We start from the raw sequence: 23,691 nt of genomic DNA on the forward strand, positions 1-23,691 counted from the left end.
TTTTAACAAGGAGATATGATGAAACTTAACAAAATTTTAGGTATATTTGCAATTTCTACGCTATTTTTGACCGCTTGTAATGATAAAGCAGAAAAGCTGAAAGTCGGTGTGATTTCCGGTCCTGAACATAAAGTGATGGAAGTTGCAGCTAAAATTGCGAAAGAAAAATATAATCGTGACGTAGAATTAGTCGTCTTTACTGATTATGCGACCCCAAATGAAGCGCTCAATAAAGGAGACTTAGACCTTAATGCTTTCCAACATAAGCCGTATTTAGATAACCAAATTCAAGAAAAGGGCTATAAACTAGTGCCGGTCGGTAATACTTTTGTTTATCCAATTGCAGAGTATTCAAAGAAAATTAAGTCGCTTGACCAATTAAAAGATGGTGATACTATCGCAGTGCCAAATGATCCGACTAATTTAGCCCGTGCATTAATTTTATTAGAAAAACAAGGCTTAATTAAATTAAGAGCCGACGCAGGTTTAAAAGCGACCAGTGTAGATATTGTTGAAAATCCTCGCCAATTAGTTATCCAAGAAATTGAAGCACCACTTTTACCTCGTACTTTAGATGATGTTACTTTTTCTATCATTAATACCACTTACGCAGGGCAAAATGGATTAACGCCTACAAAAGATGGATTATTTGTAGAAGATAAAGACTCTCCTTATGTTAATTTAATTGTTGCTCGTGAAAATAATCAGCATTCAGAAGCAGTTAAGGATTTTGTAAAAGCTTATCAAACAGAAGAAGTCTATAATAAAGCGAATGAAGAATTTAAAGGAGCTATGGTTAAAGGCTGGTAATTATGACTAAAAATGCGAATCTACATATAAATTGTAGCTCAATTTTTGTGTGATAGTTTATAGTGATTTTTAATACAGCACAGCTTTATTTTTTTATGATAATCTCTAAACCACCTTCTAGAAGGTGGTTTTTACCTTTCTATCCTATCTCTTGCGGGTCAATATCCACGGAGAGTCTAATATTAGCCGGTATCACCAAACTTTCCCGTTCCATATCCCAAAAATCTAACAGCTTTTGCAATACATTGCGTGTAGGGTGCTGAATCAGTAATAACCAACGATAATACCCTGCTTTTTTTGCCATTGGAGCAGAAAAAGGCGATAAAACCCGTACGCCTTGTAAATTATATTGCTGAATTTTTTGCAGAAAGTAATCCTGTAAATGTTCCAGCACGGTTAAAGTTTGAGCGTTATCTTTGCCTGTTGCCCGAAATAAAACCTGAGAAGCAAAAGGTGGTAGGCTCATTAGCTTGCGCATTTTTAAGGCTTCTTGTGCAAAAGCAGCATAACCTTGCTCAAGTAAGGTTTTCAGCAATGGATGATCAGGATAATGAGTTTGTAACACCACTTCTCCTTTTTTCTCAGCTCGTCCGGCACGGCCTGCCACTTGTAAATAGAGTTGGGCTAAACGTTCTTCTGCTCTAAAATCAGTAGAAAATAGAGTGGAATCCACATTCACAATTGCAACTAATGTTACATTCGGAAAGTGATGCCCTTTCGCCAACATTTGTGTACCAATCAGAATTCGGCTTTTGCCTTCTCGAATATCTTTTAGATGATTCTCCAACGTCCCTTTACGAACAGTTGAATCACGGTCGATACGAGTCACTTGATAAGTTGGGAATTGCTCATTAAGCACTTGCTCCAACTGCTCTGTCCCAATTCCTGTGGTAATCAGATTAGTTGAACCACAATGCCCACATTGACGTGGGATCACTTTTTGGCTGGCACAATGATGACAGCGTAGCACCCGCTGTTTTTGGTGGTAAGTAAAAGGTTTATTGCACGCCTCACATTCGCAGATCCAACCACATTCGTGGCAAAGTAATACTGGGGCAAAACCTCTGCGGTTTAAAAATAGCATTACTTGGTTACCCTGCTCTAAATGCGTTTTCATCATTGAAAGCAAACGCTCAGATAAGCCTGCAGTAATTCGCTGGGTTTTTAAATCAATAATCTGCTGATTTGCCAACTGAGCATTACCGGCCCGGGCGGTTAAAGCAAGTTCCACAAATTTACCGTTTTGGGCATTTTGAATACTTTCAAGGCTGGGAGTTGCCGAGCCTAACACAATCGGAACATCACAGTTTTTCGCACGAAGCACCGCCAAATCACGGGCATGATAACGCCAGCCCTCTTGCTGCTTGAATGAGCTGTCATGCTCTTCATCTAAAATAATTGCGCCAAGTTTGTAGAATTGAGTGAAAAGGGCTGAACGAGTACCGATGACAACCGCACTTTCTCCATTTTTCGCCCGCAGCCACGCATTTAGCCGCTGAGTTTCATTCATATTAGAATGTAAAACGTCTATTTCCACATTAAAACGGGCTTTAAAACGCTGTACCGTTTGTGGAGTAAGGCCAATTTCCGGCACCAACACCAAAACTTGCTCGCCTCGTTTTAACACTTCTTCAATGAGCTGTAAATAGACCTCAGTTTTACCCGAGCCGGTTACTCCATTAAGTAAAAAAGCGGTAAATCCTTTCTGTGCATTTAATCGACTTACTACTAAAGTTTGTTGTTTATTAAGTGTTAAACGGTTTGAGGCATTGACTAATGGTAATTCACCAAGAGTTTGCTGCCAACTTTGGGCGATAAAAGGCACATCAATCTTTTCTACATAACCTTTTTCCAATAATCCCTTCCACGCAGAGGGGCTACAAGCGGTCGGTTTTTCAAAAAATTTTGCAAATTCTGCCAGCTCAGTAAGCAACTCAACCTGCTTCTTCGCTTTTTTATTTTCACCGTTTAGCAGAGATTTCCGCCCTTGTTCGGTCACAATAAAATAATCCGGCTGAGTACGTTCGGTAGAATCTCCATTACGCAACTTAATCGGTAAGGCATTTATCAGCACCTCGCCAACCGGGGCGTGATAATAGCGAGCAGCCCAATCCAGCAGTAGCCAAATCTCTTTATCAAAAATCGAATGGGTATCCAGCACAGATTGAATTGGCTTGAGTTTTTCAATGGGAATATCACTAGACTCCGGAAAATCGACCACAATCCCGATTTTGGTTTGACGACCAAAAGGCACAACAACTCGGCAGCCTTTGTGTGCCGTCACACCTTCAGGTAGCAGATAGTCAAAATAGCGATTTAACGGCACCGGCAGTGCTAGGCGAATTAATTTCATCTTTCTAAACCAATTTTTGTCGCCAAAGCAATAAAAATCGAGCCGCAGATTTTATTCATAATATCACCAACTGTTTTGTTAGAGCGTAGAAAATGCCCCAAAGGAGCGGCTGCCAACACCAATATTGTTACCCAAAACGTGCTGGTTGTAAGTAACGTTAGGCCCAATAATAGAAAAGGCAGGAAAGTGTTTTCTAAATTATGTGATACAAATTGAGGTAATAATGCTAAGAAAAACAGCACTACTTTTGGGTTCAGTAAATTTGTTAACACACCTTGGCGAAAAATTTTCCAAAGCGGCAGTTTATCCAAATCCACTTGGTTAATTACCAAAGGCTCTCGCCACATTTTAATGCCGAGGTAAACTAAATACGCCGCACCAAGGTATTTCAAAATATAAAATAGCGTTGGAGAGTGAGCAACAATTCCTGCCAACCCAAGCGACACTGCTAAAATATGAATCAGCATGCCACCTAAAATACCAAAAGCGGACACCAGGCCTGCTTTTTTCCCTTCAGCTATCGTTCGAGTAATAATATAAATTGTGTCTGAACCCGGAGTTAAATTCAGCAAAATACAAGCGGTTAAAAATCCCCAATAATTTACAATTCCGTCCATTTTGACCTCAAAATAATTATTTCGCTAATTTGCGATATTTACGTTGCCGACGAAGTGCCATTGCACCGTCTAAAACTAAAAGTAAAACCGCAATTAATAAACAGCCCATTAAAAGATAAGCTTCTTTTGCTAAAGTTTCGCCAATTAAAAATGAAATTACCAGCATCACACAAGGCTCTGCATAACCTAAAAGTCCAAGCACATTAAAAGGTAAAATCGTACTTGCCAAGGTATAAGAAATTAACGCCGCCCCACTGATTAAACCAAGCAAGACAATAAAATAGTAGATATTCGGATTTTGGCTTTCAATATAAAGCATATCCGTTTTTCCGATAAAATATAATGCAACCGGAATCAAAAATAAAATTTCACAGACAAAACTATATAGATGACTCAAACCAAACTTACGGCGTAAATAGAAATAGATAGGATAGCCGGTACATACAAACAGACTTTCGAGCGACAGTTTTCCGGACAAGAGAATATTGCTCATCACTCCAATAAAAGCAAAAATAATGGCCAACCATTTATTGAAGGAAAGCATTTCTTGATAAACTACTTTACCAAATGCAACCATCACAATCGGCATTAATAAATAGCCCATTGAAACTTCAATCGCTTTTCCGCTATTCGGTGCCCATAAAAATAGCCACATCTGCCCACCAACAATGCCCGAGGTAACTAAGATAACGAGCAAAAGGTAAGGCTCTTTTATCAAACGTTGAATAAAGGCAAAAAAATCTTTTTGTTTTTTAAATAGAAATAATGCCAAAAAAAGAAAAGGCAATGTAACTACCATTCGAATGCCAAACACACTTTCTCCGGAAAGTGGGCGTAGAAAAATCGCCAAATAATACATACAGCCAAATAAAACGGAAGCTGAAAGTGAAAAAAGAATACCTTTTAACATTTAAAATAAGACTTTAAAAAATGAATGAATAATTTTCAAATCTACCTATAGAGATCAAATTCCCATCTTTAGAAAAGAGGGGAATTGATAAGATTTGAGCTACTCTTGACGATATGTTTTCAAGAAATTCGCAAGCCGCCCGATTGCCGCTTCAATTTGGTGTGCATAAGGCAATGTGACCACACGGAAGTGGTCTGGTTTTTTCCAGTTAAAGCCGGAGCCTTGCACTAATAACACTTTTTCTTGTTGCAGTAGATCGTAGATAAATTTTTGGTCATCTTTAATGCCATACATTTCCGTATCAATTTTCGGGAACATATATAACGCACCTTTGGCTTTCACACAGCTAATACCCGGAATTTGCACCAATAAATCATACATTTTATTGCGTTGTTCCAATAAACGACCGCCCGGCAACACAAATTCATTAATGCTTTGATAGCCACCTAATGCGGTTTGAATAGCATGTTGCATCGGCGTATTGGCACATAAACGCATTGAGGCTAACATATCTAAACCTTCAATAAAGCCTTTTGCTTGATTTTTCGGACCGCTTAATACCATCCACCCTTGGCGGAAACCTGCCACACGGTATGCTTTCGATAAACCGTTATAGGTTACGGTTAATACATCCGGAGCAAGGGTCGCAATATGATGATGCACCGCACCATCATAAAGAATTTTTTCATAAATTTCGTCCGCAAAAATAATCAAATTATGTTGACGGGCAAGTTCTGCAATCTCTAATAAGATTTGACGGCTATACACAGCCCCGGTCGGGTTATTCGGGTTAATAACCAAAATTCCTTTAGTGCGTGGTGTAATTTTTGATTTAATATCTTCAATATCCGGAAACCATTCATTTTCTTCATCGCACAGATAATGCACCGCTTTACCACCGGCAAGGGTTGAGGCTGCCGTCCATAACGGATAATCCGGCATTGGGATTAAAATTTCATCACCATCATTTAACAACGCCTGCATAGACATTGTAATCAACTCAGACACACCGTTACCAATATAAACATCGTTAACATCCATGCCACGCATGCCTTTAGATTGATAATATTGCACAATCGCCTTGCGGGCTGAATACAACCCTTTTGAATCGCAGTAGCCTTGAGCGGTTGGAAGATTACGGATAACGTCTACTAAAATTTCATCAGGGGCCTCAAAACCAAAAGGAGCAGGGTTGCCGATATTTAATTTTAAAATTTTATGCCCTTCTTCTTCTAAACGAAGAGCCTCTTTGTGAATAGGCCCGCGAATATCGTAGCGAACCTGTGCTAATTTATCTGATTTTGGGAAACGATCCATTATAAACTTCCTATTACTTTGTTATTCTGATAGTAGTATTCATCCCATCTGCTCAAAAAATAAATAATTTGGAATGAATTTGTAAACATTACTCTAATTTGGGAGGAAAAAAAAGAGGAAATGCGTTAAAATGGGGACCTTTTTTTCGATCAGCTAAAAACAAGCGGTTAAGTTTTCTTATTTTTTTGCAAATGCCTATTTTTAATCAACTAAAACAAGAACTTATAAAAGGTTATACAGAAATCAGTCATCATCAAGGTTTGATTGCCATTCAAGCCTCTGTTGCCTATTCAGAAGAGAGTTTCTCATTACTTGGTTGGTTAAAAGCACAAGAAAACCACTATCCGCATTTTTTTCTACAATATCGCGATTCAGCTCAGGCCATCGCGACTATCGGGATACTTAAACAATTTAATACTCTTGAAGCGGCACAAACCTTTATTGAACAACAAAACTTACCTTTAATTGGTGGTATGCAATTTGAAGGTAATACACAATTTATTTTGCCGCAATTTTCATTGATAAAAAATCAGCAAAATTTGACCGCTTGTTTTTATTTCGACAGCGACCACTACCAACAACAAGCGGTCATTTTTGAGCAATTTCTCGCGAATTTTGAGCAAGTTGCTCAGTTAAGTCTTACCAACAATACTATGCTTTCCATTAATTCTGCCAGTAATTTTGAGCAATGGAAACAGAATATTGATAAGGCTATTGCAGCCATAAAAGAGGGATTTTTTCGTAAAGTAGTGCTGGCAAATGCAACCACACTTAACTTTGAATTGCCGATTTCCTGCTATGATTTATTAGCCGAAAGTGAAAAAACTAATCTGGGATGTTACCATTTCTTATGGGCGGAAAGTGCAGAAAATGCTTTTATCGGCTCTACCCCGGAACGTCTATATCAAAGACAAGGAAAATGTTTTTTTACTGAGGCCCTTGCCGGTACCTCTGCAGTTATGCCAAGTGAAATTCAAACCGAATTAAATGCTCAATGGCTATTAAGCGATCCAAAAAATATCCATGAAAATCAATTAGTGGTTGATGATATCGAAAATAATCTAAAAGATTGTGTGAATAGTTTTGAAGTGGCAGAAGCCACTATTAAACGCCTAAATAATGTTCAACATTTACGCCGTAAAATTCAGGCCGAATTGAAAAGCAATATGTCAGATAGAGATTGTTTGTTAAGAATTCACCCAACTGCTGCTGTTGCAGGACTACCACGTCAAAATGCAATTCAATTTATCACTCAAAATGAACCATTTACCCGTCACTGGTATGCCGGAACATTAGGGGTAATGAGTCAAAGAGAATCGGAGTTTTGTGTTACCTTACGTTCAGCTCTTATCTCTTTTAATACCATTACTTTATATGCAGGAGCCGGCATTGTTGAGGCATCCGATCCTCAATCTGAATGGCAAGAAATCAAGCGTAAATCACAAGGTATTGCGAAATTATTAAATATTGATTTGGTAGTAAGTGAGATTTAAGGGATTAATACCCAGCTCTTCAAAACTGGTTCCCCTTTCTACTAGTACACTCTTTTCATTTCAAAGCAATTTATTACTAAATAAGAGCCTCTATCATCATAAACTTATATTGATATTCCATAATTAAAAATTATTTATCATAAAATCGTTTGCATAAAATCTCATCAGACCACTTAATCATATCTTATATAAAAATATTTGATAAAATTTCGCGTTTTTTATAATTAAGGAGTATCTCAATGAAACTAAATAAAAAATTAATTCTAACACTTGCCGCAGGCATAGTTTTAACTGCTTGCGGAGGTGGTAGTAGCGGCGGTGCGGTATCAAATCCGAATCCGACTCCAGTCTCACATAAACCTGCAGAAATAAATAACGACCAGGAAAAAAATAACATTCAAGAACCGGCTAGCTCTAAAGGTCAGGATAAAGCACAAGCATTGCCTAACTCTCAAAACCAGCAGCCGTCAGCTCAAAGTGATGTAATAGAGAAAAAACCTCAGCCTGAAACGATACCTTCTGTAAAACACGCATCTGTTGCATCACAACCACAAGAGAAAAAAATAGATGCATCATTTGACAAAATCGGCTCAGTAACACTCGACAAAGATGCACAAACCTTAACCCTTAATCAATTTATCTTAGTAGATAAAGCCGGCGTTCAAACAAAGTATGATAGCGTAAGTGGCAAAAAAATTATTGAAGAAAAAGAAACTATTGTATTGCCATTAGCTAATATTGGAGCAGAGCATAAATCAGCAGATTTTATAGTGCGTCACAGTGATGATCTGTTCTACGGCTACTATCACGATACAAATAGCAAGAATCTTGTCGATGCTGCCGATAAATTTAGTCGCTATTTTGTGGTGTATGATGAAAACCGCGTAAACAGTAATATCGCTCAGGATTTAACTGCGGTTTATAGTAAAAAAGAGGGCTTTATATATGGTTCAAACCCTCAAAATAAAGAGTTTGCTGCACGCATCAGCAAATTTGGCGATATCTCAATTAAATTTGAAAATGGTAAAGCTACAGGTCAAGTAAAAGATGAAACCTCTGATCTTTTTACTATCACAGGCGATACCAAGCAATTAATTGTTACACCTACAGAAAGCAACCCTATTATTGCTGCAGTTTTAACCCACAATCAAAAAAGCTATACGCAAGGAATGGATAAAGCGGTAATGGATATTAAGTTTGTTGATTCTAAATCTGGGGCTTCTGATCAGAAATATTTAATCGGTGAAGCGAAAAACGATAACTGGCAAGCAGTAATGGTTAGTGAAAAACAACAGTAAGCATTAATTCAACTAAAATAAAAAGAACTGATGCTGGTATCTATCGGCATCAGTTCTTTAAATTTGTGGGAAATAATAACTTCTTCAAGTCTATTCAATACCAACCATTTTATGGGTTTGAATACTCAACTGCCATTTTGGCTTATTTGGTCGTTGGTTCAACAAACCTAACTGCGTAATGGTGTCTAACAAATTCATTTTTCCCTCAACCTCACAAGGTGAAAGGTAATAATGTTCGGCTTTGATTTTGTTTTCCAACTGTTCACAAAACTCTTGTACCTCACCATCCACCACAACTCTCACTTCATTTGCGAAAGCAATACAACGGCGTTGGTATTTTTCCTGATACATTCGCTTCGGGCTGGTTGCGATATAATCAATTTGTGACGGAATTTCCTTTAAGCCGTTAGTTTCAATTGCTAAAAAATAGCCCTCTTGCTTTAGTTGATCCAATAACAGAGATAAATTCGGCTGAATAGTTGGCTCACCGCCAGTGATGATAATATTTTTTGCCGAATAGCCTCGAACTTTGGCAAGAATATCACCTAATGTCCATGACTCAAATTGATTGTAATTAGTGTCACACCATGGACAAGTAAGATTACATTTGCCAAAGCGTACAAAAATTGCCGGCATTCCGGTATTAAAACCTTCACCTTGCAAGCTCTCAAAAATCTCGACAATCGGAAAACTGGGATTAGAAATTAACATTCCCATTATTTGCTGTACTCACAATAGGAAGTAGGCGTTTCCCATAAACGAATCAAACTTACCGGCAAGCCTACTCTTTCTAGCTTTTCAAACATATATTTCGCCATTTCTTCCGCCGTTGTGCGGCTTGGAATACCATAAACTTTAGATTTTAAATCAATCAGCAGTTGAGCCACTTGGCTTTCACGTTCGCTATTTAAATCATAAATAAAGGCATGATCCATTGGCTCTAAAATATAGGTTTTCACCACAGCTTTCAGATCTGAATAATCCATCACCATACCACGCTTTGCCCCATTTTGATGTAAATCTCCGGTCACTTCAACTTGTAGCTTATAGGTATGTCCATGCAAGTTTTGACATTTACCATCGTGCCCATCTAGCATATGAGCCATATCAAAACTAAATTCTTTTGCAATTTTAAACATCATTTAACCTCTTTCTGCCAAATATTCATGCAAGCCTTTTTCACGCAATACACAACTCGGACAGGTGTGGCAGCCGCCCTCAACGCCTAAATAACAGGTATGGGTGTGTTCACGAATGTAATCAAAAGCCCCTAATCGATCGGCTAATGCCCAAGTTTCTTTTTTGGTTAAATACATTAATGGCGTGCGAATATTGAAATTGTAATCCATCGCTAAATTGAGTGTAACATTCATTGATTTCACAAATATATCACGACAGTCTGGATAACCACTAAAATCGGTTTCACACACACCGGTAAAAATAGTTTGAATACCCTGTCCTTTGGCATAAATGGCGGTATAGAGCAAAAATAATGCATTACGTCCATCCACAAAGGTATTTGGCGTGCTTCCGTGTTGTTGAATATCCGCCTTATCGTCCATTAAGGCATTGGTGGTGATAGCTTTAATTACTGAGGTATCAATCAAAGTTTGCTTCACCCCTAAATCTTGGGCAATCCATGCTGCTTTTTCCAATTCAATGGAATGGCGTTGCCCATATTGGAAAGTGACGACTTCTACATTTTCTCTGCCAAATTCAGCGATAGCTTGAAACAAGCAAGTAGTGGAATCTTGACCGCCGGAAAAAATCACAACAGCCTTTGGAGTTTGGTTAGTCATATTGTGTCCTTAGTTTTTTTGCGTGGGAGGTTTACGAACCACGTAAGATGAAAAAATACAAGCGGTACTTTTTGCCTTGTATTTTGCGAAAGGCGGCATTTTACAGAGAAATTGATAAAAAGGCTATTTAAATAGCATCTACTCTTGCAATAAATCAAAGAATTTACTTTCTCTTATACCCAAAATTAACTAGAATTAGGGTAATTTTATTGTAAGGAATTAGAAAATGCTCACCCCAAAAAACTTAGAAGCCATTGCTCAACAATTACACAATGCCTTACCTCAAGGTTTAAGAAACGTCGGTAACGACCTCGATGAAAAATTTAAACAAATATTGCAAGCCCAATTAGCTCGTCTTGATGTGGTTACCCGTGAAGAATTTGACGTGCAATCGCAGGTTTTACTACGCACCCGTGAAAAATTAAATGAATTAGAAAAACGCCTTGATGAATTAACAAAAGATGCACAATCTTAAACCTATTCACATTTAGTAAAAGGAAATAAAGATGCAAAAAATCAATCCAACTCAAACTTTTGCTTGGAATGCATTAGAGCAACATAAAGCAGACAAGCTGACTATACCTCAACTTTTTGCAGCCGATGCAAACCGCTTTGATAAATATTCACTTCGTTTTGAAAATGAGCTGTTAGTCGATTTTTCAAAAAATGCCATTAATGAAAAAACCCTCAATCTACTTCGCCAACTTGCTAACGAATGTGGCTTAGAATCTGCCAAAAATGCAATGTTCTCGGGCAAAAAAATCAACCGTACCGAAAACCGTGCCGTTTTACATGTAGCCTTACGTAACCGCTCAAATACGCCAATCGCTGTGGATGGCAAAGATGTAATGCCGAAAGTTAATGCGGTATTAACAAAAATGAAAGCTTTCTGTGAGCGTGTGATTTCAGGTGAATGGAAAGGCTACACCGGCAAAGCGATTACCGATGTTATTAATATCGGTATTGGAGGCTCAGATTTAGGGCCTTATATGGTAACAGAAGCCCTACGACCGTATAAAAACCACTTAAATATGCATTTTGTGTCCAATGTGGACGGCACACATATTGCAGAAGTATTACGTAAAGTCAATCCTGAAACAACTTTAGTTTTAGTCGCCTCAAAAACCTTCACGACCCAAGAAACCATGACTAACGCGCTTTCAGCTCGTAAATGGTTATTAGATTTGGCTCAAGATGAATCTGCGGTAGCGAAACACTTCGTGGCACTTTCAACCAATGCGAACGAAGTAGCAAAATTTGGCATTGATACCGCTAATATGTTTGAATTCTGGGATTGGGTTGGTGGCCGCTATTCACTTTGGTCTGCAATCGGTTTATCTATTGCCCTTTCTATCGGTTTTGACAATTTCGAACAATTGCTGGCAGGAGCTCACGCAATGGATAACCATTTCTTAATCACCCCGATTGAGAAAAACATTCCAACTACATTAGCCTTAGTCGGTATTTGGAATAACAATTTCTTAGGTGCAGAATCTGAAGCTATTTTACCTTATGACCAATATATGCACCGTTTTGCAGCTTATTTCCAACAAGGTAATATGGAGTCTAACGGTAAATTTGTCGGTCGTGATGGCAAACCGGTTACTCATCAAACCGGACCGATTATTTGGGGCGAACCGGGAACAAACGGTCAGCATGCGTTCTACCAATTAATTCACCAAGGCACAAAATTAATCCCTTGTGATTTTATCGCACCGGCACAAACGCATAACCCGTTAAGCGATCATCACAATAAATTACTCTCTAACTTCTTTGCTCAAACTGAGGCTCTTGCATTTGGTAAATCAAAAGAAGCAGTAGAAAAAGAGTTCTTAGATGCAGGCAAAACCTTAGATGAAGTGGCTGAAATCGTACCGTTTAAGGTCTTTACCGGCAATAAACCAACCAACTCAATTTTAGTACAGAAAATTACCCCATACAGCTTAGGTGCGTTGATTGCAATGTACGAACATAAAATCTTCGTACAAGGTGTGATCTTCAATATTTACAGCTTCGACCAATGGGGAGTGGAACTTGGTAAGCAGTTAGCTAACCGTATTTTGCCTGAACTGGAAAATAATGAAGAAATCACAAGCCATGACAGTTCGACTAACGGTTTAATCAATCAATTTAAAGCTTGGCGTTAGTATATATTTTACAAGCGGTGAAATTTACAAAATTTTTAGCAAATTCCACCGCTTGTTATATGAACAAAGCAAACTGAATTCAAATTATAAAAAATGGAGCCAAAGCTCCATTTTTTATTTATCTCTTATCACTTTTTTTACTTCACAGCGGTTGGCTATAATATCTTTATCAGACATAAACGCATATCGGCACTGTGATTTAAAATATTGAACTTCGGCTTTATCCGGAATATGTTGAGCACCAAGCCTCAGCTCTTCCATCGAAAAGCTACTCACCTCTTCTTCCATTTCATTTTGAGCCTGTTTCAAAATTTTACGTTCAGATATTTTAAACGCTTGTTTATTATCTGATTTTTTAAGATAGTCAGGCTGAGCCTTATGGCTGGATGGATAATCCGCATAAACATCATTAACCATAAAAGAACATATTGCTATAAAACCAAGAGAAGATCTCATGTTAATCCAAATATTAATAAAATTTCCTTTTTCCTATAGGGAACACTTATTGTATTATATTTAACGCATGGTTACAAATTCTTCAGAACCTGTTGGATGAATAGCCACTGTGCTGTCAAAATCAGCTTTTGTTGCCCCCATCTTAATCGCTACAGCGAAACCTTGAATCATTTCATCTACGCCAAATCCGATACCGTGCAACCCTACTATCTTTTCATCAGCCCCTACACATACCAATTTCATTCGGCAAGGCTGACGATGCCCAGTAACTGCGGTATACATTGCTGTAAATGAGGATTTATATATCTTCACATTTCCTTCGCCATACTGCTCTATAGCTTGAGGCTCTGTTAACCCAATGGTACCAATAGGTGGATGACTAAATATAACTGTTGGCACTAAATTGTAATCTAAATGCTCATTTGGTTTATTATTAAACAGACGTTCTGATAAACGGCGACCAGCAGCAACTGCAACAGGCGTTAACTCAATGCCACCTTCAATAATATCGCCCACCGCATAAATATTCGGCACATTAGTATTTTGGAATTTATCGACTTTAATAAAACCACGTTCATTGGTTTCTACCCCAACAGCCTCCAAATTTATCACATCAGTTGCAGGTTCCCGGCCAATTGCCCAAACAAGCGTATCTACAGTTGTTTCACGTCCATCTGATAATTGTAAAGTTAAAGAACCGTCCTTATTTTTCAGCACTTCTTTTGGAATAGCTTGAGTGTGTAGTGCTATACCGTCCTGAGCTAGCACCTCAACTAAAGTTTCAACAATTAACGGATCTTGGTTACGCACCGGGGCATGTTGACGCACAAATAAGTGTGTTTCTACTCCAAGACTGTTAAAAACTCCGGCCAACTCAACTGCAATATAGCCGGCCCCAACAATGGCAAGACGTTTCGGTAACTCTGTTAATGCAAATACACCATCAGAAGTTATGCCATACTCTGCCCCTTTCACATCCGGGATACTAGGGCGTCCACCTGTTGCAATTAAAATATGATCTGCGGTTACTTCTTCTGTTGAACCATCAGGATAACTCACCTCAATGGTTGTAGCATCTTTAAAACGGGCAAAACCGTTAAGTACATCAACACTATTTTTGCTTAATACATTGTTGTAAGAACCATGAATACGCTCAATATACGCTTGTCGGCTTTCCACCAATTTTGCATAATCAAAATGGTTAACTTCTACATCAAAACCATAGTCCGGAGCATATCGATGAATAGCTTCAGCAATGTGAGCACCGTAAAACATAACTTTTTTCGGCACACAGCCAACATTCACACAGGTTCCCCCTAAATATTTAGCTTCAATAATTGCACATTTCTGACCGTAGCTGGCCGCACGATTGATAGAGGCAATTCCACCACTACCACCACCGATAGCTATATAATTATAATGTTTAGCCATGATTTTGCTCCTTACAATGAATTACTCTAATTATTCTAACAACTTTTATAAAAAATAGTTCAAATTACTCTAATAGGCTTTATGCTTAGTATGTGAAGAATTAAGAGCCTTATCAATATAAGCCATTGCCAATGCAGAAATGATAAAAGCGATATGAATCACCACTTGCCATAACATCGTTTTTTCATCTAATCTGGAAGCATTAATAAAAGTTTGCAGTAAATGAATAGAAGAAATACTAATAATTGCCATTGATAACTTGACTTTCAAAATAGTCGCATTCACATGATCAAGCCATTCCGGTTGGTCAGGATGATCGTTTACTTTCAACCGAGAAACAAAAGTTTCATATCCTCCTACAATCACCATAACTAACAAGTTTGCAATCATCACCACATCAATTAAATTTAACACCGCCAACATAACGGTATTTGCATCCATTTGATTTAAATTTACGACTAATTCGTACAGCGATTTTATAAATTTATAAGCATAAATCCCTTGAACGACAATTAACCCTAAGTAAATCGGTAATTGTAGCCAACGGCTGGCAAAAATAATTTTCCCTAAAATATTTGCTCGGGCATTTAATTCTGTTTGCATAATACTCCAATAAATAGCAACTAAAAATAAAAAACAAGCGGTCAAATTCTGACAATTTTTTGCAAAAAAATTAACAGATTCGACCGCTTGTATAATAGCTATTTTTCTTAGTTTTTAAAACCTTTTCCATCATTCCAAGAAACGGTGTATTCTAGTGGCAAACGACAGCTTGGTAATGCAGGAGCTGCAGCTTTCCCTATGGCTAACAACATAACCGGTAAATAGCGTTCTTTATCAATTTTCAACAAATCCAACACTGCATCACGATCAAAAATACCAATAGCATGAGTGTCATAACCTTTATTTTTCGCTATCAACATTAATTGCATTGACACTAAACTAGAATCAATTAAAACCTGATCTCGAATCTCTGCTTCACTTAGTTGATTATGTAAATTCAACAAAAAATCAAAACTACGATCTCTAAAACTTTCATGCAAACAACCGTTTTTCACTGAATTTTCTAAAATATCGCCTAATAATCTTTCATACTGTAAGTCGGCTAAAATAGCAATTACTACTGAAGAAGTTTCACAGGGAGGTCCATTAAAGGCTACATGAGCAGATAGCGCTTTTTTAACCTGTTGGTCATCTACCACAACAAAGCGCCAAGGCTGTAAATTCGCTTTTGAAGGAGCAAGTTGTGCGAGAGTGAGCATTTCTTCTAACTCAACTCGGTTTATTCTTACACTTGAATCGAACGCTTTAATGGTCTTACGTTGTTCAATTACATTTTTTAACTCCATAGTTTTTCCTTGCATTCATCAAAATTTAAACAGTCTATAACTTAGGAATATGAAATGTAAGAACCTCAAAGAGGTATTTCACTCATTTATTGAGATAGGTCAAAATTATCACATGGACCACAGCATTAACAAGCCTTAAACCGCCCAAGCCGCTTCAGTTAGAGGTTTACCGAAATAGCTTTCAATCAATCGCTTGGTAATTTGATGTTGAGGATTTAATAAAATCTCTTTAGTTGAACCATATTCTACAATTTCTCCGCCTTGCATCACCATAAGCTTATCACTCACATGCTTGATAAGTCCCAAATTCTGTCCAACATAGATATATGAAATTGCCTGCCGTTGCTGCACACTTAACATCAAATTGGTTAGTTGCGTTTTAACTGAGAAATCCAACACACTCATAGTGTCATCTGCAATAATAATTTCGGGTTCTAAAATTAAGGCTCGAGCTAAGGCAATTCTCTGCTTCTGTCCACTTGAAGCTTCTGAAATGGGGATTAATGCGTGTTCCGGATACATACCAACTAATCTAAGCGTATTAAAAATCCGTTCATTTCTCTCTTCTTCACTTAAATCAGTTGCTAGTCGTAAAGGCGTATCTAGAATTTGTCCGATATTATAATTGGGGTCAAAGGCATCATTCGGGTCTTGGAACATCATTCGAATATGCTTAGCGCGATATTTATAATCGCCGAAAGTCAGCTCATTGCCACGAAACACTAATCTACCTGAGGTCGGTTCAACCATGCCGGCAATCATTTTCGCCAATGTTGATTTTCCTGCCCCATTCTCTCCTACAATTGCAAGCGTTTCTTTACGATTGAGCGTAAAAGAGACATTTTTCACCGCATAAAAATCTTGTTTATGGAACAAGCTGTCGCGTTCAACAAATCGTTTATTCAAATTGTGGACTTCAAGTAATGCCATAAGATTGAACCAAAAGAAAATAAAACCATAGTTTACCGCAAAAAATAAATAAAAAAAGACCGCTTGTCTGATAACAAGCGGTCGAATCTGCTAAAAACTTTGCAAATTATAATACGTTCACGCAGTTTAAGTCTTCGAAAGATTGCTCTAAGCGCTTAGACATAGACTCTTCCATTTTACGTAACCAAACGCGTGGGTCGTAGTATTTTTTGTTTGGTGCATCAGGGCCGGTTGGGTTGCCTAATTGACCTTGAAGATAAGCTTCGTTTGCTTTGTAGAATTGAAGAATACCGTCCCAAGCTGCCCATTGGGTGTCCGTGTCGATGTTCATTTTGATGGCACCGTAGCTGATCGCTTCGCGGATTTCTTCACGAGAAGAACCAGAACCACCGTGGAAGACGAAGTCTAATGATTTCGCAGGTAAGCCACGTTCTTTAGAAACATACTCTTGTGAAGCCCCTAAAATAGATGGTTTTAATTTCACATTACCCGGTTTGTAAACACCGTGTACGTTACCAAATGCAGCAGCGATAGTGAAACGCGGGCTGATTGGGCTTAATTGGTCATAAACATATAACACTTCTGATGGTTGAGTGTAAAGTTTAGATTCATCTACATCTGAGTTATCAACGCCGTCTTCTTCACCACCGGTTACACCGATTTCAATTTCAAGGGTCATACCGATTTTGTCCATACGAGCAAGATACTCACGGCAGATTTCCATATTTTCTTCGATTGGCTCTTCAGATAAGTCGATCATGTGTGAAGAGAAAAGCGGGCGACCTGTTTCTGCAAAGTGTTTTTCACCTGCTTCAAGTAAACCGTCAATCCATGGAAGTAAGTTTTTCGCCGCATGGTCTGTGTGAAGAATAACAGGCACACCGTATTCAACCGCTAATTGGTGAACGTGTTTCGCACCTGCAATCGCACCTAATACATCAGGACGAGCACCTGAGGTAGGTTTAATGCCTTTACCGGCATAGAATTGTGCACCACCGTTTGAGAATTGAACGATTACCGGTGATTTAACGCGTGCGGCAGTTTCTAATACTGCATTTACAGAGTCAGAACCTACACAGTTTACTGCAGGAATTGCGAAGTTGTGTTCTTTAGCGTAAGCGAAAACTTTTTGTACGTCGTCGCCTGTTACTACGCCCGGTTTTACGATGTTTAATAATGACATTTTTTGCTTCCTTTGTATTGTATGAAATGTGCAAACGCACATTGTTAAAATACGCGGTCAAATTTGCAATATTTCATTGAAATTTGACCGCTTGTAATCAATTAACCGTTTGCACGCTTCTCTAAAATTTCCACTGCCGGTAATACTTTACCTTCAACGAATTCTAAGAACGCACCGCCACCGGTTGAAATGTAAGAAATTTTATCTTTGATGCCGAATAGATCAATAGCCGCTAATGTATCACCACCGCCTGCGATAGAGAATGCACCATTTGCAGTTGCTTCTGCGATTGCATTTGAAATCACTTCGGTACCTTTACGGAAGTTAGGGAATTCAAATACACCTACCGGACCGTTCCAAAGAATGGTTTTCGAGTTACGGATAATCTCTGCTAATTGCTCTGCTGATTTTTCACCGATATCAAAGATTGATTCATCTGCTTGAACTTCGTTCACCGCTTTTTCCGTTGCCGGTGCAGTTTCAGAGAATTCCGTACCGACACGCACATCAACAGGCACAGGAATATTAGTCACTTGAGCTAAGCGTTTTGCTTCAGGGATTAAATCTTCTTCATATAATGATTTACCTACCGCATGGCCTTCTGCTGCGATAAAGGTATTTGCGATACCGCCACCTACAATTAATTGGTCGGCAATTTTTGAAAGGGAATCTAGAACAGTTAATTTAGTTGAAACTTTTGAACCACCTACGATTGCCAACATCGGGCGTTGTGGTTCTTTTAATGCTTTGCCTAACGCATCTAATTCAGCCGCTAATAATGGACCGGCACAAGCAACAGGCGCATATTCTGCTACACCATAGGTTGAACCTTCTGCACGGTGAGCCGTACCAAAAGCGTCCATTACAAATACGTCACAAAGTGCAGCATATTTTTTCGCAAGTTCAGGATCGTTTTTCTTTTCACCTTTATTAATACGGACATTTTCAAGTACAACTATTTCATTTTCTTTGACATCAACGCCATCTAAGTAATCACGTACTAAACGTACCGGAACGCCTAAATCTGAGGCATTTAGATAATCTACTACAGGTTGTAAAGAATTTGCTTCTTCAAAAACGCCTTCCGTTGGACGACCTAAGTGAGAAGTTACCATCACTTTAGCCCCTTTTTGTAAGGCTAATTTTAAGGTTGGGATAGTTGCTACAATACGCGCATCCGATGTCACTTTGCCATCTTTTACCGGCACGTTAAGATCAGCACGAATAAATAAGCGTTTACCTGCTAAATCAAGGTCAGCCATTTTAATAACAGACATAGTTTGTTCCTCTTTAATAAATGTTTAAAAGTGATAACGGTTGGATTATATCAGCTTATAATCATTTTGGGGGTAACTTAGATCAAATAAATGATGAATTTTTATCAAAAAAGAAAGCTGCTTGACTTATTATTCAAACAGCTTTACTCAACTAAAATTTTAAAGTGAATTAAAGAAAATCACTAAGATAATAAGTGGAATCACGAAGCGGACGTAATTAAACCAGATATTCGTTAAAGTCTTACCCGCTCCCAGCTCCTCTTTAGCTTCATCTTTTAAGACAAAGCCGACAAAAATAGCACTACCTAAGGCAGTCAAAATAAAGAGAATATTTCCACTAATATAGTCAAAAGCATCAAAAATGCTTTTACCCATAATTTGTACCTCTTTTAAAACATTATCACTAAGAGCGGAAGGGATATTCCCCAATACGAAGATCGTCGCTAATGTTAAAAAGATAGCCTTTTTGCGGCTAATATTCGCTTTCTCTTGTAATGAGGTAATAATTACTTCATAAATCGTTAATGAAGTAGTTAAAGCAGCGACTACCAATAAGCTAAAGAAAATAATTGCAAAAACCGTTCCGCCCCACATATTCGAAAATACAATAGGTAAACTTTGGAATACTAAAGTCGGACCAGAATTTGGTGCCACACCAAAACTAAACAAGGACGGGAAAATCATAAAACCGGCAAGTACCGCAATCACGGTATTCATTATGCCTGTAATAGCTGCCGTTTTAACTAAATTTTCATTTTTATCCAAATAGCTTGAAAGTGTAATCAATACCCCAAATCCTAAACTTAATGCAAAGAATACCTGACCTAGTACAAACACAAATAATTTAGGTGTAATTTTAGAAAAATCAGGCATTAAATAAAATGAAATCCCCTCAGCTGCACCCGGCAAAGTTACATTTCGGATCACCATAATAATCAGAAAAACGAATAAAATCGGCATCAGATATTGGACCGAGCGCTCAATACCATCCACAATCCCTTTCACTAAAATAAAGTAATTTACCAGCACAAATAAGGCTGTATATCCAATAATGGTTGCAGGGTTGTTAAAAATACTTTGCTGGAAAAATTGGTAAGTTGTCTCTACTGTAATTGGGGTAGAAAGATCTAAGCTCCCTGTTACCAGACTGCCGATATAATTCAGTACCCAACCACCAAGTACCATGTAGTAAGCCAAAATACCAAAGGAACCGAGTAACCCCATATAGCCTAAAATCTTCCAAGCTGAGGCAATTTTTTTACCATTGGCTTCTCCACCGAAAGCATCCACCGCATTAACACGCATGCGACGGCCAATAACATTTTCAACCAAAATCATCGGAATACCGATAACAATCATGGCGATACAAAATAAGAAAACATAAGCACCACCGCCATTTTCACCAACTAAATAGGGAAAACGCCAAGTTGCACCAAAACCAACAGTTGCCCCTGCAACCGTCATAATATACGCCAATCGATTTGACCAGGATTGACGCTCTTCCTTTTGATTTGCCATTTCATACTCCAGAGGCTAAATAAAAATAAAGCTTGTTGCCAATACAGCAAGCGGTGATTTTTTTAGAAAAATTTGCTAATAGTTAAATAAAAAGTGCGAATAACTCGCCCACTTTGATTCTTGAATCTGCATTCTGCCCGATAGAACGCTGTACCTGAATAGACTGCATTTGTGCTGACTGATAAATCTGACGAGTAAATTCCGTATCATGATTAGAGATTAAAACAGGAATGCCCTGCTCTTTCATTTCAAAAGCTAACTGGGCCAAACGCATTTGTTGCGCCAGACTAAATCCTCCTCCGGCATATTGGGTAAAATTAGTTTCCTGTTTTAAAGGTGCATAGGGAGGATCGCAATAGATAACACAATCACTTGGGGATTGTTTAATCTGCTCAAACACTTGCTCAAAATCCGCACAAACAAACTCCGCTTTCTGAGCTTTTTCTGCAAAAAAACGCAGCTCTTTTTCCGGAAAATAATGCGTTTTATAACGCCCAAACGGCACGTTATAACCCTGTTTTTTGTTATAACGACACAATCCGTTATAGCCGAAACGATTTAAATAGAGAAAAATTACTGAGCGACGAAAACTATCCTTTGAACGATTAAATTCCGTACGACGTGCTTTATAAAAGGCTTCTGTATTTGCTTTAGGGTGTAAAAAAAGTAATTTCGTATGAGCAATATATTGCTCTACGTCACCTTTTACTACATTGAAAAGATTGATTAAATCAGGATTAACATCAGCTAAAATATAGCGCTCAAAGTCAGTATTTAGAAAAACCGAACCCGCACCGACAAAAGGCTCAACTAAACAAGCCTTTTTCGGCAAATGGGTTTGGATATCTGATATTAAGCGATATTTACCGCCTGCCCATTTTAAAAAGGCTCTATGTTTAGGATGATTCATGAACAGATAAAATTAACGCTGGGTAAAACGCTCTATAGATGCCAACACTTGTGCTTCAGTTGCTTTTGCCGAAACATAAGCTTGACCAAGCGATTTCAATAAAATTAAACGTAATTGACCACTCAACACTTTTTTATCACGCCACATATAAGGCAAATATTCCACAGGCTCCATACCATCGGGAGAAACGGTCGGCAAATTGGCTCGCGCCAGGAGCTTTTCCAAACGACCTACATCCTCTTCACTTAAATCACCTAAAATATGAGATAAGGCAGCAGCTTCAAGCATTCCAACAGAAACCGCTTCTCCATGCAGCCATACACCATAGCCCATTCTCGCTTCAATAGCATGGCCAAAAGTATGACCTAGGTTTAATAACGCACGATCGCCTTTTTCTGTTTCATCGCGGGCAACTACATCTGCCTTTAACTGACAGCAACGCTGAATGCAATATTCCAAAGCATCTTGTTGCAAATTAACTAAATCATCAATATGCTTTTCCAACCATTCAAAAAACGGCAGGTCAAAAATAGCACCATATTTAATTACCTCTGCTAATCCTGCACTCACTTCACGCTTTGCTAAAGTGTGCAAAGTATCAGTATCTACAATAACTGAAACCGGCTGGTAAAATGCACCAATCATATTTTTGCCAAGGGAATGATTCACAGCTGTTTTTCCACCCACAGATGAATCCACTTGTGCCAATAAGGTTGTAGGAATCTGGATAAAGCGGATACCTCGCTGGTAAGACGCAGCTGTAAAACCCGCTACATCGCCAATTACACCACCACCTAATGCAATAAGAGTGGTATCTCGATTGTGATTTTTTTCTAAAAGCGCGGTAAAAATTAAGTTTAATGAGTCTAAGGTTTTATGCTGTTCACCATCAGGAATTAAAACCGAATCAACCTGACAACCTAGCTCTGTCAAGGCTTGTGTAACAGTAGCAAGATAGTGTGTTGCAATAGTTGGATTTGAAACCACCATGACTTTATCACCTGCTTTTAACGGGCGATAACTGGCAGGATCATTTAATAGACCCGCACCAATTATAATCGGGTAACTGCGTTCTTTTAATTCAACATTTACTTGCAACATATCTTAGCTCCTTTCCTACTGTGTCGCTCTACACTATTGTAAATTATCTATTAAATCAATAATTTGTGTCGCAACTACTTTCGCACTTTGTTCATCCGTATGAATAGTAATGTCGGCAATTTCTTCATAAAGCGGATTACGGATTTTCGCTATCTCTTCTAGCGTTTTACGTGGATCTTCCGTTTTTAATAGAGGGCGTTTTTTATCACGTTGAGTTCGTTCAAATTGTTTATCAACCGTCGTTTCTAAATAAACCACAATACCACGGGCAGACAATACATTACGATTATCTTTGGATAATACGGAACCACCACCGGTTGAAAGTACAATACCATGATTTTGCGTTAATTCGTTCAGAATTCGCTCTTCACGTTTACGAAATCCGGCTTCACCTTCAACATCAAAAATCCAATCAATTTCCGCACCGGCTCTTTCCTCAATAACACTATCGGAATCAATAAACTCCATACCTAAAATTTGAGCGAGCTGGCGACCAATAGTGCTTTTACCTGCCCCCATAGGCCCAACTAAAAAAATGTTACGTTTTTCAGCCATTATTCTTTCTTCTTTTTAAATTTAATAAACATTTGATTTGTGAAATTAAAAGAAAAAACGACCGCTTGTGACTTACAAGCGGTCTGATTTCTTATAAAAATTGCAATAAAATCTATTTATTGACTAAGGAATATACAAATAACTCACAAATCGCCCAAAATAAAATTGGTGGTTATTATCGCAAGAAATGCCCCTATTTTTCAACTTTTAAGAGTAAATCCCACCATAAATTTATTG

General features: G+C 38.2%; 22 protein-coding genes, 1 pseudogene and 1 riboswitch. Of the genes and pseudogenes, 5 read left to right on the forward strand and 18 right to left on the reverse strand.

Annotated elements, in window-relative coordinates; genetic code table 11:
• Nucleotides 1–18 precede the first annotated feature (18 nt).
• Entirely contained in the window at nucleotides 19–810 is a 792-nt protein-coding gene (gene metQ, locus A6B41_RS07980; RefSeq protein ID WP_027074165.1) for a methionine ABC transporter substrate-binding lipoprotein MetQ, read from the forward strand.
• A 139-nt stretch (nucleotides 811–949) separates the two neighbouring features.
• Here metQ and priA read toward each other — a convergent pair whose 3' ends face one another.
• The 4 genes from priA to A6B41_RS08000 form a co-directional block, all read right to left on the reverse strand.
• Nucleotides 950–3,163, reverse strand: coding sequence for a primosomal protein N' (gene priA / locus A6B41_RS07985; RefSeq protein WP_027074164.1), 2,214 nt, complete (start codon nucleotides 3,161–3,163; stop codon nucleotides 950–952).
• Nucleotides 3,160–3,780 carry a LysE family translocator gene (locus A6B41_RS07990; protein ID WP_027074163.1) on the reverse strand — a complete coding sequence of 207 codons (621 nt, stop codon included), beginning with the start codon at nucleotides 3,778–3,780 and terminating at the stop codon, nucleotides 3,160–3,162. Before A6B41_RS07990 ends, priA begins: the two co-directional genes overlap by 4 nt.
• A 16-nt stretch (nucleotides 3,781–3,796) precedes the next feature.
• Nucleotides 3,797–4,690, reverse strand: coding sequence for an EamA family transporter RarD (rarD, locus tag A6B41_RS07995; RefSeq protein WP_027074162.1), 894 nt, complete (start codon nucleotides 4,688–4,690; stop codon nucleotides 3,797–3,799).
• Between the two features lie 99 nt (nucleotides 4,691–4,789).
• Nucleotides 4,790–6,007, reverse strand: a complete 1,218-nt coding sequence (locus tag A6B41_RS08000; protein ID WP_027074161.1) for a pyridoxal phosphate-dependent aminotransferase — start codon at nucleotides 6,005–6,007, stop codon at nucleotides 4,790–4,792.
• Between the two features lie 191 nt (nucleotides 6,008–6,198).
• On the opposite strand from A6B41_RS08000, the gene A6B41_RS08005 reads away from it, so the two are divergent.
• Together A6B41_RS08005 and A6B41_RS08010 are read left to right on the forward strand one after the other, a co-directional pair.
• A complete protein-coding gene (locus A6B41_RS08005; RefSeq protein ID WP_027074160.1) occupies nucleotides 6,199–7,500 on the forward strand; it encodes an isochorismate synthase in 1,302 nt (433 codons plus the stop codon).
• A 239-nt stretch (nucleotides 7,501–7,739) separates the two neighbouring features.
• Nucleotides 7,740–8,798 carry a hypothetical protein gene (locus tag A6B41_RS08010; RefSeq protein WP_027074159.1) on the forward strand — a complete coding sequence of 353 codons (1,059 nt, stop codon included), beginning with the start codon at nucleotides 7,740–7,742 and terminating at the stop codon, nucleotides 8,796–8,798.
• 90 nt (nucleotides 8,799–8,888) lie between these two features.
• Here the strand turns inward: A6B41_RS08010 and A6B41_RS08015 are convergent, their stop codons facing one another.
• Genes A6B41_RS08015 through queC form a run of 3 tightly spaced genes read right to left on the reverse strand, consistent with a single transcriptional unit; the run spans nucleotide 8,889 to nucleotide 10,597 of the window.
• Complete coding sequence (locus tag A6B41_RS08015; protein ID WP_027074158.1) at nucleotides 8,889–9,515, reverse strand: 7-carboxy-7-deazaguanine synthase QueE; 627 nt, start codon at nucleotides 9,513–9,515, stop codon at nucleotides 8,889–8,891.
• The gene (queD, locus tag A6B41_RS08020; RefSeq protein WP_027074157.1) at nucleotides 9,515–9,937 is read right to left on the reverse strand and encodes a 6-carboxytetrahydropterin synthase QueD; all 423 of its coding nucleotides are present in this window, start codon (nucleotides 9,935–9,937) and stop codon (nucleotides 9,515–9,517) included. The genes A6B41_RS08015 and queD overlap by 1 nt, the downstream gene beginning before the upstream one ends.
• 3 nt (nucleotides 9,938–9,940) lie before the next feature.
• Nucleotides 9,941–10,597, reverse strand: a complete 657-nt coding sequence (gene queC / locus A6B41_RS08025) for a 7-cyano-7-deazaguanine synthase QueC (RefSeq protein ID WP_027074156.1) — start codon at nucleotides 10,595–10,597, stop codon at nucleotides 9,941–9,943.
• Nucleotides 10,598–10,600: 3 nt separating this feature from the next.
• A riboswitch (PreQ1 riboswitch) is annotated at nucleotides 10,601–10,645 on the reverse strand.
• A gap of 178 nt (nucleotides 10,646–10,823) precedes the next feature.
• Here queC and ubiK point away from each other — a divergent pair.
• On the forward strand, nucleotides 10,824–11,072 hold the full coding sequence (ubiK, locus tag A6B41_RS08030; protein ID WP_027074155.1) for a ubiquinone biosynthesis accessory factor UbiK: 249 nt from the start codon (nucleotides 10,824–10,826) through the stop codon (nucleotides 11,070–11,072).
• A 31-nt stretch (nucleotides 11,073–11,103) separates the two neighbouring features.
• On the forward strand, nucleotides 11,104–12,744 hold the full coding sequence (gene pgi, locus A6B41_RS08035) for a glucose-6-phosphate isomerase (RefSeq protein WP_027074154.1): 1,641 nt from the start codon (nucleotides 11,104–11,106) through the stop codon (nucleotides 12,742–12,744).
• 114 nt (nucleotides 12,745–12,858) lie between these two features.
• Here pgi and A6B41_RS08040 read toward each other — a convergent pair whose 3' ends face one another.
• The 11 genes and pseudogenes from A6B41_RS08040 to aroK form a co-directional block, all read right to left on the reverse strand.
• Nucleotides 12,859–13,161, reverse strand: coding sequence for a hypothetical protein (locus A6B41_RS08040; protein WP_237052462.1), 303 nt, complete (start codon nucleotides 13,159–13,161; stop codon nucleotides 12,859–12,861).
• A 99-nt stretch (nucleotides 13,162–13,260) separates the two neighbouring features.
• Nucleotides 13,261–14,631 carry a glutathione-disulfide reductase gene (gene gorA, locus A6B41_RS08045; RefSeq protein ID WP_027074152.1) on the reverse strand — a complete coding sequence of 457 codons (1,371 nt, stop codon included), beginning with the start codon at nucleotides 14,629–14,631 and terminating at the stop codon, nucleotides 13,261–13,263.
• A 69-nt stretch (nucleotides 14,632–14,700) separates the two neighbouring features.
• The gene (locus tag A6B41_RS08050) at nucleotides 14,701–15,234 is read right to left on the reverse strand and encodes a TIGR00645 family protein (protein WP_027074151.1); all 534 of its coding nucleotides are present in this window, start codon (nucleotides 15,232–15,234) and stop codon (nucleotides 14,701–14,703) included.
• A gap of 107 nt (nucleotides 15,235–15,341) precedes the next feature.
• Nucleotides 15,342–15,980 (reverse strand): nitroreductase family protein, encoded by a 639-nt coding sequence (locus tag A6B41_RS08055; RefSeq protein WP_027074150.1) that lies wholly within the window; start codon nucleotides 15,978–15,980, stop codon nucleotides 15,342–15,344.
• 135 nt (nucleotides 15,981–16,115) lie between these two features.
• Nucleotides 16,116–16,793, reverse strand: a pseudogene (locus tag A6B41_RS08060) (peptide ABC transporter ATP-binding protein); the annotation flags it as partial.
• 223 nt (nucleotides 16,794–17,016) lie between these two features.
• Entirely contained in the window at nucleotides 17,017–18,093 is a 1,077-nt protein-coding gene (gene fbaA, locus A6B41_RS08065) for a class II fructose-bisphosphate aldolase (protein ID WP_027074148.1), read from the reverse strand.
• Between the two features lie 101 nt (nucleotides 18,094–18,194).
• Nucleotides 18,195–19,370 (reverse strand): phosphoglycerate kinase, encoded by a 1,176-nt coding sequence (locus A6B41_RS08070; protein WP_027074147.1) that lies wholly within the window; start codon nucleotides 19,368–19,370, stop codon nucleotides 18,195–18,197.
• A gap of 159 nt (nucleotides 19,371–19,529) precedes the next feature.
• Nucleotides 19,530–20,888 carry a sodium-dependent transporter gene (locus A6B41_RS08075; protein ID WP_027074146.1) on the reverse strand — a complete coding sequence of 453 codons (1,359 nt, stop codon included), beginning with the start codon at nucleotides 20,886–20,888 and terminating at the stop codon, nucleotides 19,530–19,532.
• Nucleotides 20,889–20,970: 82 nt separating this feature from the next.
• Nucleotides 20,971–21,798, reverse strand: a complete 828-nt coding sequence (locus tag A6B41_RS08080) for a Dam family site-specific DNA-(adenine-N6)-methyltransferase (RefSeq protein ID WP_027074145.1) — start codon at nucleotides 21,796–21,798, stop codon at nucleotides 20,971–20,973.
• A 12-nt stretch (nucleotides 21,799–21,810) separates the two neighbouring features.
• Nucleotides 21,811–22,899, reverse strand: a complete 1,089-nt coding sequence (gene aroB, locus A6B41_RS08085) for a 3-dehydroquinate synthase (protein WP_027074144.1) — start codon at nucleotides 22,897–22,899, stop codon at nucleotides 21,811–21,813.
• 33 nt (nucleotides 22,900–22,932) lie between these two features.
• Nucleotides 22,933–23,454: a shikimate kinase AroK gene (gene aroK, locus A6B41_RS08090; RefSeq protein WP_027074143.1), complete on the reverse strand. Its 522-nt coding sequence runs from the start codon at nucleotides 23,452–23,454 to the stop codon at nucleotides 22,933–22,935.
• Between the last annotated feature and the right edge of the window lie 237 nt (nucleotides 23,455–23,691).

It is taken from the genome of Mannheimia granulomatis, assembly GCF_013377255.1.
Taxonomy (GTDB): domain Bacteria; phylum Pseudomonadota; class Gammaproteobacteria; order Enterobacterales; family Pasteurellaceae; genus Mannheimia; species Mannheimia granulomatis.